Here is a 13,526-nt window from a genome sequence, read left to right as displayed (position 1 = left end):
TAACCAATGACCGGAAACTATTCAACACGTGAATACCGTGAGAAATTATATGATGATCTTCATGTTCGATTAAGAGATACAGTGATTTTGATGTGTGCGATTTTTATTGCCTCTATAGGTTTAAATATGAATTCAACAGCTGTCATTATTGGAGCCATGCTGATTTCCCCTCTTATGACATCGATTGTTGGACTCGGATTTGGTTTAGCTATTTTTGATACGCGTTTAATCAAGCAATCTCTAGAGGTTTTATTTACTCAAGTATTGGTCAGCTTGTTTGTCTCGACTTTGTATTTCTGGATTTCTCCCTTATCTTATGCAAGTAACGAACTGATTGCACGAACCTCTCCAACCATTTGGGATGTTCTCATTGCTATTGCTGGTGGGATAGCAGGTGTAATTGGGTCAAGGAAAAAAGAAGCAAACAATATCGTGCCAGGAGTAGCCATTGCAACAGCTCTGATGCCACCTATCTGTACTGCAGGATATGGTTTAGCTAACGGAAATGTACGATTTTTATTTGGGGCTCTCTATCTTTTCTTGATCAACTGTATCTTTATCATGCTAGCCAACATTGTTGGAACAAGAATTTTGATGAGAAAATCTCCCTTAAGTTCATTTAAAGAGCTAAACATTAAAATGAAAATTGGCTTGACATCCTTGATTGTATTATTGGTTCTTCCAGCCAGTTATTCAGCAGTCACTCTGACGATAGATCAAGCGCGAAAAGAAGGAATCAAACAGTTTGTAGCAAAAGAGTTCGCCAATCACACGGTCATTAATCAAGTCTACAAGTCAAGGAACAATGAATTGGTCTTGACGGTTGTTGGAGATCCGATTTCAGAAGAAGAATTAGAAACGCTCCATCAAAAACAAGCCTCTTACGGTATTCAATCTGTTCAATTAAAAGTCAATCAAGTTCATAATTCGACAAAATTAGATAGTGAGATGACCAAGGAATTTTATGAAAACATTAACAAGTATATCGATCAAAAACTCTCTGAAAAGGATTCGCAAAAAGATCTCGTAAAAGAAAATGAGGCAGACAAGGATTGAGGATATTGAACTTATCTAACTCATGGAAGCAAATTTTGGGAGGATATCCTATATCCAACAGTTAGTGGATAGAAAGGATTGTTTATGAGGATACCATTTATGGTGGTTTAACCAATCACTACTAGCTCAGGTTAAATAAAATATAAAAAAGCAACAACTATTTCAGTTGTTGCTTTTTCTTACTGAAAAATGTTTCTCAGACAGTGATCGTTTTATTTTTCTACACGAGATTTGTTGGCGATATCAGCAAGGATTGCTGATACAAACTCATCTACTGGGACAGTGTTTGTTTCTTTTTGGCCGTAGCGACGAACGTTGACAGTTCCGTCTTCCATTTCCTTGTCACCAACGATGAGCTGATAAGGAATTTTGCTAGTTTGTGAAGCACGAATTTTGAATTGCATTTTTTCATTGCGCTCATCCACATCGGCACGGACACCGCGGTCACGGAGTTTCTTAGCTACTTCCCAAGCGTAGTCCACGTGTTTTTCGTTAGATACTGGGATGAGGGTTACTTGGTGTGGTGCCAACCATGTTGGGAAGGCACCCTTGTAGTTCTCAATCAAGATAGCTGTGAAGCGTTCCATGGTTGAAATAACCCCACGGTGAATCATAACTGGACGGTGCTCTTCACCATCAGCTCCGATGTATTTGAGGTCGAAGCGTTCTGGAAGCAAGAAGTCAAGCTGGATAGTAGAAAGGGTTTCTTCTTTTCCGAGAGCTGTCTTAACTTGGATATCCAATTTTGGTCCGTAGAAGGCTGCTTCACCTTCAGCTTCAAAGTAGTCAACACCCATTTCATCAAGTGCTGCACGAAGCATGGTTTGGGCATTTTCCCACATCTCATCGTTGTCAAAGTACTTGTGAGTATCTTGAGGGTCACGAAGAGAGAGACGGAAGCGGTATTCAGTCAAGTTGAAGTCTTCATAAACATCGATAATCAACTGAAGGGCACGTTGGAATTCTTCTTGGATTTGTTCTGGAGTAACAAAGAGGTGTCCGTCGTTGAGAGACATTTCACGCACACGTTGAAGACCAGTGAGGGCACCAGATTTCTCGTAGCGGTGCATCATACCGATTTCAGCGATACGGATTGGCAATTCACGGTAAGAGTGAACATGGTGTTTGAAGACTTGGATGTGGTGAGGGCAGTTCATTGGACGAAGGACAAATTCTTCCCCATCACCCATGTCCATAGTTGGGAACATATCTTCACGGTAGTGATCCCAGTGACCAGAAGTTTTATAGAGTTCCACTGAGGCAATTGGTGGAGTGTAAACGTGTTGGTAGCCTGCAGCTATTTCCTTATCGACAATGTAGCGTTCCAATTCACGACGGATTGTCGCACCATTTGGCAACCAGAATGGCAAACCTTGTCCAACTTCTTGAGAAATCATGAAGAGGTCAAGCTCTTTACCAAGTTTACGGTGGTCACGTTCTTTGGCCTCTTCACGCATTTGAAGGTAGTTCTTCAAGTCTTTCTTGTCAAACCAAGCTGTACCGTAGATCCGTTGCATCATGGCATTGTCGCTATTTCCACGCCAGTAAGCACCAGCTACATGGAGAAGGTGGAAGATTTGGATGCGACCTGTTGACGGAACGTGTGGGCCACGGCAAAGGTCCACGTATTCGCCTTGACGGTAGATAGTTAAACCGCCTTCGTCTTCAGAGTGTTCTTCAATCAATTCCAACTTGTAAGGGTCGTTCTTAAAGATTTCACGCGCCTCGTCTTTCGTCACTTCTTCACGGATTGATGGGAAGTTTTCTTTGACGATTTTTTGCATTTCTTCTTCGATACGAGGAAGGTCTTCGTTAGAAATTTGACCAGCTTGATTATCCGTATCGTAGTAGAAACCATCCTCGATAGCTGGACCAACACCCAAGTGAATATCTGGGAAAAGGCGACGAGCTGCTTGGGCGAACAAGTGAGCCGCTGAGTGGCGCAAGATTGGAAGGGCATCTTCGTGATCAGGTGTCACGATTTCGATGCTTCCATCTTCAGTGATAGCACGAGTCGTGTCAATGAGTTTACCGTTGAATTTACCAGCCAAGGCTTTTTTAGCTAGGGAATTGCTGATAGATTGGGCAATTTCAAAAGTTGTCACGCCAGATTCGAATTCACGAACAGCGCCATCTGGGAAAGTAATCTTAATCATGGTTTTCTCCTTTGATATTTATTCTATTTTTGTTGGGCAATTTTAAGAGCCGAGCAACTTCTTCCGCAGTCTGCTTTTCTGACTGACTACCATCTGTTATGAGGCTAGGATAGCCTAATCTCACCGCTTCCTTCCGAACCATTTGGGCAAAAAGAATGTCTCGCTGCATCCAGTTTTCAAAAGCTTGCTCAGAGTTGGTTGTTCCCTCTAAGACAAAAGGAACCCATTCTCTCTGTCTATAATGCTTTTTTTGAAAATCAGCTGTCGGAGTCAAGCATAGATAGGAAGATGCTGGGCATTCAAGCTCCTTTACCAAGTGAGGCAAAAGTCCTGCCCCCTCCACCAAGAGAGGTCTATCTTGATTTTTTATCAAGTAATATCTTACATAAGGAAAAATCTCTTCATAAAAGCGCCATTCTTCATCTGCCATCTCTTCTGGACTTCTCATCCAGATTTGTTCTGGACTTCTATCCTGTCTAAGAAGGCAAATCGGCTGTGAGTCTGCACTTGCTTGACTCATCATCTCGTCTACCAAATCATCCAATTTGATATGAAGTAGCTGATACTGTCTAGCAAGAAGTGAAGCAACTGTTGACTTCCCACTACAAGGCGATCCGCCAATCATATAAAGCATCATTCTTCCTCCTTCTGACAAAATAAAAACGACATCCTCAAAAGGACGTCGTAACGTGGTTCCACCTTCATTTATGCAAGTCAAAAAGACCTACACCTCTGATTGGCTTTAACGTGGCCACCGTTTTATGTTTTCATAAAAGTCAGTAGAGTAGTATCAGTTTAGGCTCTCTATGCGTTTCCAGCAACCACGCACTCTCTAGTAGAAAGGGACTAAGTGACTTGTCTCTATGCATTATTATAGCATGATTGCGAGAATTTTCAAGGATTTTGTGAAAGTTTTTTATTTTTTCCTTGCTGGAGCATGTATTTGATACCTGAACCTGAAGCCATACCAAGTAGGGCAAAGAGTTCATAAGCTAGGAAATAAACGAGAATGAATTCATTGAAAGTGATGATGGTAAAGCAATAGAGAAGAGCAATACCGAGCAGCCACCACAGTGAGAATTGGAAACGGTAGCTATAAAGAAGGGACACGATGAAGGTTGCCAAAGGTGAAAAGAGGATGATGTTGTAAATGTAAAGCCCTTTCAGCGTATAAGGATCAGATATCAGCAGCAAAAGCAACTCATAGAGGGGCCAGTAAAAGAAGAATAGGACAAGGTAGTATGGAATATACTTAAGATATTTCCGCATGGCAATAGTCCTCCAATCTGAAAAAATAGAGAAATGTTGAAGACCACATGATCCTAAATGAAGGGGAACTCTCTACCTATATTATAGCACGATTTGCAACCCCTTACAAGGTGCTATGATAGGCAGAAATAATAAGCTTTATGAATTTTTTTGTTATAATACTAGCATAAGAAGTAAGAAAAATTGAGGAGAAAGAATGACCAAAATAGCAGTTCTTTCAGACATACATGGAAACACGACTGCCTTGGAAGCTGTACTGGCTGATGCTAAAGTGGCAAAGGTGGATGAGTACTGGCTTTTGGGGGATATTCTTATGCCTGGAACAGGACGTAGAAGGATTTTGGATCTCTTGGCTGATTTGCCCATCACTGCTAGAGTGCTGGGAAATTGGGAGGATAGTCTCTGGCGTGGTTTGCATCGCAAGCTAGATCTAACAAAAGCTAGTCATCGCTATCTCCTACGCCAATGCCAGTATATCTTAGAAGAGATTAGCCCTGAAGAAATCGAAGACCTCCACAATCAACCCATGCAAGTTCACCGTCGGTTCGGTAATTTGACGGTGGGAATCACTCACCATCTCCCTGATAAAAACTGGGGTAGAGAGTTGATTCATACGGGAAAACAAGAAGATTTTGATAGATTAGTGACGGAACCGCATGCCTCTATCGCAGTATATGGGCATATTCATCAACAGTTGCTTCGTTATGGAAGTGACGGACAGTTGATCCTTAATCCAGGATCCATTGGGCAACCCTTCTTTTTAGATGCGAAATTGCGTAAGGACCTGCGTGCCCAGTATATGATTTTAGAGTTTGATGAGACAGGTTTGGCTGATGTTGATTTTCGTCGAGTGGATTATGATGTAGAGGCTGAGTTGCAGCTGGCTAAGGATTTAAAGCTTCCTTATTTTCAGGTCTATTATGAAAGTTTGGTAAATGGGATTCACCACACTCATAACCAGGAACTTCTGTATGAAATTGCCCAAGAACAAGGGCATGATGCCGAGTTGGATGCATGGCTAGATAGTGGTAATAATTGACATTACAACGTAAAAGGGTATAATGAGTATCAGATAGGATGTGAAAGGAGAAGGAGATGCAAATTTCAAGTCGATTTACGATTGCAACGCATATGTTGATTATCATCGCTCTAGAAGGGAAGAAAACAAAAGTTACCAGTGATTTTTTGGCTGCTAGTGTTGGGGTCAATCCAGTTATTATCCGTAAAACCTTGTCCCAACTCAAAAATGCAGAGCTGATATCGGTTGCGCGTGGAACGGGCGGTACCGAGATTCTCAAAGACTTACAAGATATTAGTCTTTTTGATGTTTATCAGGCAGTTGAATGTTTAGGAAAATCTGGTAAACTCTTTAGTTTCCATGATAATCCCAACCCCAACTGTCCAGTAGGGGCCAATATTCATGAAGTTTTGGATCAAAAACTACTAGATATCCAAGAAGCGATGGAAAACCAACTCCGTCAGACGAGTCTGGCTCAGGTTGTGGCAGATGCAGAAGCAAGAATAGCAAAATAAGAGGACTAGGCTCCTCTTTTTCTATTACCATAATTATGGTACAATGTAGTCATCAAAGGAGGAGACTATGTACTTTATTACAGGATTTTTCGTCCTACTTTTTTTGATTTCATTTTTTAGGGACAATCGCAGTCTCTGGAATCCAGCTCTCTTGCTTTTATCTCTGCTCTTTTCTTACCTGTCTATTGCCAATCTTTTTTATGAAGCTGGACAGGAAGAAGTGCACATGATTTTCTTTGCAGTGATTTTTCTCTTGCTCCCTTTTTTAGTTTTTCTAAGTGGCTTTTTCCTGATTTATAATGGATTTGTGTTATTGAGAAAAGAAGGGAAATCCAAGGCAAATTATTTGTCTCTGGGGCTAGGGTGCGTGATTCTGTTCTTTTTTGTGATCATGGCGATTCGAATGAGCGATACCAATGGCTTGTTCTACACCAATCATCTAGTGAATATTTTCTTTTTCTTTCTGATCTACTCGTATTTGATTTTCGGCTTTGCCTTTGCAGGATTTCTACTTTATTCTATTCTGTATCTTTTTATTCCTAAGAAAAAACATTATGATTTTATTATTATTCACGGTGCAGGCTTATTGAATGGAGAAAAAGTAACTCCCTTACTTAAGAACCGTATTGACAAAGCCGTAGAGGCTTATCGTCAGTCGTCCAATCCCAACGTTAAACTCATTGCCAGTGGAGGTCGAGGTGGGGATGAGAAGATTTCTGAAGCTCAGGCAATTTGTAATTATTTGCTGGAAGAAACGGATGTTCCGAGAGAAGCCATTCTCCTAGAGGAAAGCTCGACAACGACCTATGAGAATCTTCTCTTCTCAAAAGAAATGGGAGAGAAACTGGTGGCTAGTCCACGTTTTCTCTTTGTGACCAATGACTATCATGTTTTTCGGACAAGTACCTATGCTAGACAACTCCGTATGAAAGGAGATGGCTTGGGTTGTCGGACAGCTGGTTATTATATTCCCTCAGCCTTTATCCGTGAGTATGTAGCTCTTTGTGTAAAAATGAAATGGCTCTTTGTTGCCTTTTATATTTTATTAATTTTAGCTCTGATTTTCTCTTATAGAGGTGTTCTATGGTAATATGTAAAATTCATATTGTAATTCTTGTTAGAATCTCTAAAAAATCTTGTAGTAACCCTAAGGGCAAAATTGTCACTAGTAATGAAAGAGCAGGGTAAGTGATTGTTAGTGCGGTTTTTGTAACGACTTCATGATTGCTCGTCAATCAATTGAACAATTTCTAACCTAGTTGCAGATTTTCAGAGAGAGTCAAAAATAGGCAACTGAATATGAGTAGACTAGAATTTTACAGTCAACGACAAATAAAAATGTGAACAGCAACAGAGGTTCACATTTTATTTTTGTCTATGGCAAAATGGCTTTTAGTTCCTTCAGGATAGTTTGCAAGGTTACGATCGCTTGTTCTCCTTGTTGTGGTTGATAGAGTAGTTGGAAATACTTGCGAATAGTTTCTTCAAATTGCTTAGGGAGGAGAGTACAATGGGCCTTTGCGTACTCCAGCATCCGTTTTTCACCAGGATGGGTTTGCTCATTGAGCGCAAACAACAAGTCAAAGTAGGAAGCAAAAAATTCACTTGAGCGGTGATTCATACTGAGAAAATCTTGGCGTTTGATAGCTTTTTCTATTTGGTGAGAGAAGGCAGGCATGGCTTGTTCTAGCAAAAGGAGTTGCCTTTCAATGATCTGTTTTTTGAGTTCCTGTGGATAGGGAATCTGGTAAGTTCTTTGGAGCGAAGCATAGTGTCCATTTGGATCGTATAGAATCTTGCTGTGGAGTAGATTGTGCCACATACAGGTTGTATAAGAGTTTTGGGCTTGATGCTGAAAAACAGTTGAGTTTAGTTCTTGTTCAAACGACTCCAGCGAACGATAAATTAACTCGATTTGGATACCGTTGTTTAGTACACAGTCGTCCTCTAATTCCCAAAACTGGTTTCCAATTTCCATATAGGAGCAATAGTTGCTAAGAATGATTTGACGAGTTTTCTCGTCAATAGGTGAGTTAAGATAGACATAGACATCATAGTCAGAATTTTGTTTGTAGTCACATATTTTCTAGAGAGAGTAGTTAATGAATAAGCACCACTTACAAAGAGTTAGGGTTAGGTGTCTAAGATTCTTAGTTTTGGGATGAGTGGTACATATTTTTACGAGCATTTTATTATGATGGTAAATGGATGTAGTCTGCACTTGTATTATTTAGGATAAGTGGTATAATTAGTTATACAAATCATACCACAAAGGGGGTAATAGTTGTGAAAGCACCAAAAGGTAAATATGCTTGGACGGCTACAGTTGGAGAAAAAGGTCAAATAGTAATACCAAAACAGGCGCGCGATGTCTTTAATATCAAACCTGGCGATACGATTCTGCTTCTTGGTGATGAAAAGCGTGGAATTGCCATACCGCCGAAGGGAGCCTTTGTACACTTGATGGAAATTGCTTTTGAAGAGAAGGAGGATGAATAAAATGAAGTATGTTTTAGAGGTAAATGATATTACAAAAAAATATTCAGCATTTGAATTGAAACCTATAAGTTTTCATATTAAATCAGGTGAGGTTATGGGATTTATCGGTAGGAATGGAGCAGGTAAGACTACAGCGATTAAATCCATTCTAAATCTTGTTCATCCTGATGCAGGGAATGTCCGTATTCTTGGAATGGATTATCTGGATAATGAAGATGAAATCAAACAACGAATTGGTTATGCAGTGGGAGGAACCAATTATTATAAAAGAAAAAAATTAAAGGATATTGTCGCCATTACTCGTATTTTTTATGATAACTGGGATGATGAATCGTATCGTCATTATCTTGATGCATTTAAACTTGATGAAAATAAGAAAATTATGGAACTGTCTGAGGGGATGAAAGTAAAATTTTATCTTACTTTAGCTCTTTCTCATCATGCTAAGCTTTTGATTTTAGATGAGCCAACTAGTGGACTTGATCCAGTATCTAGAGATGAGATGAATGAAATCTTTCGAAAACTAGCAGAAAAAGGGGTAGCAATCTTGTTTTCTACTCATATTACTAGTGATTTAGAGAAGTGTGCAGATACTATTACTTATATAAAAAATGGTGAATTGCTTTTATCTGAGAGAAAAGAGGATTTTATCAGTCATTACACGAAAGAAATAGGGCAGAAATCCACACTTGAAGATATTATGGTGCATATTGAAAGGGAAGAGGTGAATTTGTGATGAGAAAACTTCTCTATAAAGAAATGAAACTAACAGCAAATCCTTTGAGTTATTGGTTTATAACTTTTTCAGCTATTACGATGATTCCAAGGTATCCTATTCTTGTCAGTTCCTTTTTTATCTGTCTTGGTATTTTTTATACTTATCAACAAGTCCGAGAATGTGATGACATCACCTACACGGTCATGTTGCCAGTTAGAAAACAAGATGTGGTTACGGCTAAATATTTATTTGTTTTATCTATCGAGTGCATAGCTTTCATATTATGTCTTTTTCTGACGATTATTCGGATGAGACTCTTAGGAGATGCCACACTGTATGTGACAAATCCGTTGATGAATGCAAATGCTGCATATCTTGGCTATATAATGCTTGTATTTGCAACCTTTAACAGTGTTTTTCTCGGAGGCTTTTTTAAAACAGCTTATAAGATTGGGAAGCCTTTTATCCTATTCTGCGCAGTCGCAACTGCCATAATATTCATGGGAGAGATATTACACCATATTCCTAGATTAGAAAGTTTGAATGATTCTTCAAATTTGAACTTACCACAGATAGTAATATTACTTTTTGGTGTTGCCATATTTAACTTATGCACCTGGTTTTCTTATCAGAAAGCTATAAAAGACTTCGAAAGAATTGATTTATAAAATTGAATACATTAAGTGACCGTATTTTGTCGGAGAAAATCCAATAGAAAATGGTACTGATAAAGAATTAAAAGTTGTGGAGCTGTTAGAACAGTGTTTCATATGGAAAAAATGTATGGGAAATACCAAAATTGTAGGTATCAGAGTAGCAAAATAAATTTTTATTTCCGTTTGGTACCTATGATGGTGAAATTCCTGTTGGATTTATTATGATTGGCTATAATGTTGACGATTATTGGGACAATCCGCCTGATATAGCAAGAGGAAACTATAACCTTTGATGTTTAAGTATCAGAAAAAAGGTTTTGGAAGGGAAGCCATTGCTTTTGGCTTGAATTTTATTAAATCTTTTCCCTGTGGGAAAGCAAAGTATTGCTGGCTATCATATGAATCCGAAAATAAAGTAGCTTGTAAATTATATCATTCATTTGGTTTTACTGAAACTGGAGATATGGAAGGAAATGAGATTATTGCAATACTGGAGCTCTGAGATATTTTAATAATTTGAATATTAAAACATATATTGCAACAAAATCAGTTAAATGATAGAGTAGTATAGTAGGATTGAGCAAAAATGAGTTAAAATTGACCAGTACACACAAGAAAGTATCTCTACTTATGAAAATATAAAAATGTGAACCCTTGTTTCGAGTTCACATTTCTTTTTTTATTCTGCTGCTTGTTGCCAACGTTTGGCTAGCATGCGAGACAGGCTAGAGATTGCTAGGTTAAAGCTGAAGTAGATGAGGGCAATCAGGATATAAAGACTGAAGACCTGCTCTGGTTCGAAATAGCGTCCCATGAGAATTTGGCTAGCGCCAAAGAGTTCTTGTAGGGCGATAACCGAGTAGAGGAGACTGGTATCCTTAATCACGGTTACAAACTGAGAAATGATAGCTGGTAGCATTTTACGGATCGCTTGTGGGAGAATGATATGGTAGAGGATTTGCACAGAGGTAAATCCTTGCGACATTCCTGCTTCGTATTGTCCCTTGTCTACGGCATTGAGACCACCACGGATAATCTCAGCCAAGGCTGCTGATGTAAAGAGAGTAAAGGCAGTGATACCAGCTGGTGTGGACTTCATCTTAAACACCAAAAAGATGGTGAAAATCCAGAGGAGGTTGGGAACATTACGCACAAATTCGATGTAAATACTGGAGATGATTCGCAAGACAGGATTTTTCCCATTCCTCATGACGGCTAGCACCGTCCCGATCAGGGTAGAGAGGACGATAGCAATCAGAGAAATGTAGAGGGTCAAGCCAAATCCTTTAAAGATAAAGATTAGGTTATCTGGGGTCAAAACTTCTAAAATAGATTCCATAGTAACCTCCTAAAGTGAATAGGCTTTTTTGTTGGCTCGCTCCATCTTGCGACCAAACTGGGCGACAGGGAAGCATAGAGCAAAGTAGAGAAGTGCGGCACCTAGAAAGGCAGGGATGTAGTTTCCGTTTAGAGCCGACCAAGACTTGGTCACAAACATCAAGTCCACCCCAGAGATGATAGCAACGGTAGAGGTATTCTTGATGAGGTTAACGATTTGGTTGGTCAAAGGTGGGAGAATGATACGGAAGGCCTGAGGCAAGATAATCAAGCGCATGGCGCTGATATAGGTAAATCCTTGTGAGAGAGCAGCTTCCATCTGACCACTAGGAATAGATTGAATCCCTGAACGAATCACCTCAGCGATATAAGCGCCGTGATAGAGCCCCACGCAGAGAACAGCTGTCCAATAAATCGGAATCATGATGGTGTGTTCACTGATAAGAGGTAGACCATAAAAGACGATGACAAACTGCACCAAGAGGGGAGTGTTTTGATAAAATTCGACAAAGATACGAGCCAAAATTCTTAAAATTTGATGTTTGCTAGTTGATAGGACTCCAAAGAAGATGCCCAAAACTATGGCGAGGATAAAGGATCCAATAGCTAGGGCAAGGGTGAAGAGGAAACCATTGAAAAATTGTCCAAAATCCTGAAAATAGGCTGTCCAAGATGATAAATCTGTCATGGGGTGTCCTCCTTAATCTGCAGTATGGCTAGATGGTTTGAGCTTGTAACGGTCATAAAGCTTCTGCAAACTACCGTCCTTGTTCCATTTAGTGACCAAGGTATCAAGATAGTCGTTTAGCTCGGTATTTGATTTCTTGGTGACGATGCCGTAGTCAGATGGCTTGAAACTATCTTCTAGTAGTTCTGTCCGTTTACTAATGTAGCCAGATAGGATAGAGCGGTCAACAGAAAAGGCATCAATACGGTGAGCGTGAAGGGAAGTAATCAATTCTGGGTAGGAACCAAGTTCGACGAATTTAAAGGTTAGACCTTTCTTTTTACCCAGTTCAGTAATTAAGCGCTGGGTAATAGATCCTTGGGCAACTCCGATGGTTTTACCGTTTAGGTCCTCAATGCTTTTGATGTTGGCAGATTTGTTGACCAAAAATCCAGAAGCATCCGTATAGTAGGGACTGGTGAAGTTATACAGTTTTTTACGCTCGTCTGTGATGGTAAAGGTCGCGATATCCAAATCGACCTGTTCATTGTCAAGAAGTGGGCCACGGGTTTGAGCGGTAACAGGAACGTAGCGAACCTTGACCTTGAGCTCATTTGCAATCATCTTGGCTAAGTCGGTTTCGATACCAGAATAAGTCCCTGTCTTGGGATTCTTGTAGCCAAAATTGGGAACGTCTTGTTTCACACCGACAACTAGCTCGCCTCTTTTTTGAATGTCTGCGACGCTAGTATCGGCCTGGACTGGTTTTGCAGCAGCAAGACTGAAAAGGCTAATCAATAATGCGGATAAAAAGAATTTCTTTTTCATAGGCGCCTCCTTATTTGACTTTGTCACTTTCGTGGTTGATAATTTTGCTGAGGAATTGCTGGGCACGAGGTTCGCTTGGATTGTCGAAAAAGTCATCGACATCTGTCGTATCCACCAAAACTTCTCCGTCAGCCATAAAGATAATGCGGTCCGCAACCTCTCGAGCAAATCCCATTTCGTGGGTAACGATAATCATGTTCATCCCGTCATGTGCTAGTTTTTGCATAACTGCTAGTACATCACCGATAGTCTCAGGGTCAAGAGCAGATGTTGGCTCATCAAAGAGGAGGAGCTCCGGATGCATGGCAAGACCACGTGCGATGGCAATTCTCTGTTTTTGTCCACCAGACAGCATAGCTGGGTAGGAATCTTTCTTGTCCCACATATTTACAAATTCCAGATATTTTTGGGCTGTTTTTTCAGCTTCTTTTTTATCAATTCCTAGAACTTTAACGGGCGCAAGTGTCACGTTTTCTAACACTGTTTTGTGTGGATAAAGGTTAAAATGTTGAAAAACCATGCCGACTTCCTTACGAAGAGGAACTAAATCTTTCTGGCTAGCACCTGCTACTTGGTGTCCATTGACCAAGAGACTACCTTTGTCAACAGCCTCCAAACCATTAATCGTACGGATAAGAGTGGACTTCCCAGAACCAGAAGGTCCAAGCAAGACAACGACTTGTCCTTTTTCAAAACGGAGATTGATATCGCGGAGTGCGTGGTAGTCTCCATAATATTTTTCGACGTGTTTAAATTCTACTAAAGCCATGAGAGATCTCCTTTGTGTTAGATTTTATAACATGATT

The 13,526-nt window shown here is 40.0% G+C and carries 15 protein-coding genes and 1 pseudogene; 8 read left to right on the top strand and 8 right to left on the bottom strand.

Translation table 11 applies throughout. The features are described 5' to 3' along the window. Nucleotides 1-6 precede the first annotated feature (6 nt). The gene (locus HMPREF0850_RS11140; protein WP_000147509.1) at nt 7-1,056 is read left to right on the top strand and encodes a DUF389 domain-containing protein; all 1,050 of its coding nucleotides are present in this window, start codon (nt 7-9) and stop codon (nt 1,054-1,056) included. 212 nt (nt 1,057-1,268) lie between these two features. On the opposite strand, the gene thrS is transcribed toward HMPREF0850_RS11140, so the two are convergent. The 3 genes from thrS to HMPREF0850_RS13050 all read right to left on the bottom strand — a co-directional run bounded on the left by thrS (nt 1,269) and on the right by HMPREF0850_RS13050 (nt 4,481). Beyond that, the gene (gene thrS, locus HMPREF0850_RS11135) at nt 1,269-3,212 is read right to left on the bottom strand and encodes a threonine--tRNA ligase (protein ID WP_000591030.1); all 1,944 of its coding nucleotides are present in this window, start codon (nt 3,210-3,212) and stop codon (nt 1,269-1,271) included. Continuing rightward, a complete protein-coding gene (locus tag HMPREF0850_RS11130) occupies nt 3,205-3,849 on the bottom strand; it encodes an ATPase AAA (RefSeq protein ID WP_009014075.1) in 645 nt (214 codons plus the stop codon). Before HMPREF0850_RS11130 ends, thrS begins: the two co-directional genes overlap by 8 nt. 257 nt (nt 3,850-4,106) lie before the next feature. After that, nucleotides 4,107-4,481 (bottom strand): hypothetical protein, encoded by a 375-nt coding sequence (locus HMPREF0850_RS13050; protein WP_001233901.1) that lies wholly within the window; start codon nt 4,479-4,481, stop codon nt 4,107-4,109. A 196-nt stretch (nt 4,482-4,677) separates the two neighbouring features. Between HMPREF0850_RS13050 and HMPREF0850_RS11120 the strand changes: the two genes are divergently transcribed. The 3 genes from HMPREF0850_RS11120 (at nt 4,678) to HMPREF0850_RS11110 (ending at nt 7,104) form a co-directional block, all read left to right on the top strand. Further along, nucleotides 4,678-5,520 carry a metallophosphoesterase family protein gene (locus HMPREF0850_RS11120; RefSeq protein WP_000161103.1) on the top strand — a complete coding sequence of 281 codons (843 nt, stop codon included), beginning with the start codon at nt 4,678-4,680 and terminating at the stop codon, nt 5,518-5,520. 56 nt (nt 5,521-5,576) lie between these two features. After that, nucleotides 5,577-6,014: an Rrf2 family transcriptional regulator gene (locus HMPREF0850_RS11115; protein WP_001167385.1), complete on the top strand. Its 438-nt coding sequence runs from the start codon at nt 5,577-5,579 to the stop codon at nt 6,012-6,014. A 67-nt stretch (nt 6,015-6,081) separates the two neighbouring features. Further along, entirely contained in the window at nt 6,082-7,104 is a 1,023-nt protein-coding gene (locus HMPREF0850_RS11110) for a YdcF family protein (protein ID WP_000273628.1), read from the top strand. 285 nt (nt 7,105-7,389) lie between these two features. Here HMPREF0850_RS11110 and HMPREF0850_RS11105 read toward each other — a convergent pair. Beyond that, a pseudogene (locus HMPREF0850_RS11105) lies at nt 7,390-8,091 on the bottom strand (DUF4037 domain-containing protein); the annotation flags it as partial. A gap of 209 nt (nt 8,092-8,300) precedes the next feature. On the opposite strand from HMPREF0850_RS11105, the gene HMPREF0850_RS11100 reads away from it, so the two are divergent. The 4 genes from HMPREF0850_RS11100 to HMPREF0850_RS13045 all read left to right on the top strand — a co-directional run bounded on the left by HMPREF0850_RS11100 (nt 8,301) and on the right by HMPREF0850_RS13045 (nt 10,389). Next, nucleotides 8,301-8,513 carry an AbrB/MazE/SpoVT family DNA-binding domain-containing protein gene (locus tag HMPREF0850_RS11100; RefSeq protein WP_000646904.1) on the top strand — a complete coding sequence of 71 codons (213 nt, stop codon included), beginning with the start codon at nt 8,301-8,303 and terminating at the stop codon, nt 8,511-8,513. 1 nt (nt 8,514) lies between these two features. Then, nucleotides 8,515-9,249, top strand: coding sequence for an ABC transporter ATP-binding protein (locus HMPREF0850_RS11095; protein ID WP_025168406.1), 735 nt, complete (start codon nt 8,515-8,517; stop codon nt 9,247-9,249). Beyond that, nucleotides 9,249-9,899, top strand: coding sequence for an ABC-2 transporter permease (locus HMPREF0850_RS11090; RefSeq protein WP_001228843.1), 651 nt, complete (start codon nt 9,249-9,251; stop codon nt 9,897-9,899). The genes HMPREF0850_RS11095 and HMPREF0850_RS11090 overlap by 1 nt, the downstream gene beginning before the upstream one ends. A 280-nt stretch (nt 9,900-10,179) precedes the next feature. Then, a complete protein-coding gene (locus HMPREF0850_RS13045; protein WP_198001848.1) occupies nt 10,180-10,389 on the top strand; it encodes a GNAT family N-acetyltransferase in 210 nt (69 codons plus the stop codon). 177 nt (nt 10,390-10,566) lie between these two features. On the opposite strand, the gene HMPREF0850_RS11080 is transcribed toward HMPREF0850_RS13045, so the two are convergent. The 4 genes from HMPREF0850_RS11080 to HMPREF0850_RS11065 are packed head-to-tail and all read right to left on the bottom strand — an operon-like array spanning nt 10,567 to nt 13,489. Next, nucleotides 10,567-11,226, bottom strand: coding sequence for an amino acid ABC transporter permease (locus tag HMPREF0850_RS11080; protein WP_000443856.1), 660 nt, complete (start codon nt 11,224-11,226; stop codon nt 10,567-10,569). 9 nt (nt 11,227-11,235) lie between these two features. Then, a complete protein-coding gene (locus HMPREF0850_RS11075; protein ID WP_000131118.1) occupies nt 11,236-11,913 on the bottom strand; it encodes an amino acid ABC transporter permease in 678 nt (225 codons plus the stop codon). A gap of 12 nt (nt 11,914-11,925) precedes the next feature. Further along, nucleotides 11,926-12,720 carry a transporter substrate-binding domain-containing protein gene (locus tag HMPREF0850_RS11070; protein WP_000726192.1) on the bottom strand — a complete coding sequence of 265 codons (795 nt, stop codon included), beginning with the start codon at nt 12,718-12,720 and terminating at the stop codon, nt 11,926-11,928. A 10-nt stretch (nt 12,721-12,730) separates the two neighbouring features. Further along, nucleotides 12,731-13,489 carry an amino acid ABC transporter ATP-binding protein gene (locus HMPREF0850_RS11065; RefSeq protein WP_001229578.1) on the bottom strand — a complete coding sequence of 253 codons (759 nt, stop codon included), beginning with the start codon at nt 13,487-13,489 and terminating at the stop codon, nt 12,731-12,733. Nucleotides 13,490-13,526: the final 37 nt, after the last annotated feature.

The sequence above is a fragment of the Streptococcus sp. M143 genome (assembly GCF_000162495.1).
GTDB classification, from domain to species: Bacteria; Bacillota; Bacilli; order Lactobacillales; family Streptococcaceae; genus Streptococcus; species Streptococcus dentisani.
This window is presented reverse-complemented; position numbering and strand designations above follow the sequence as displayed.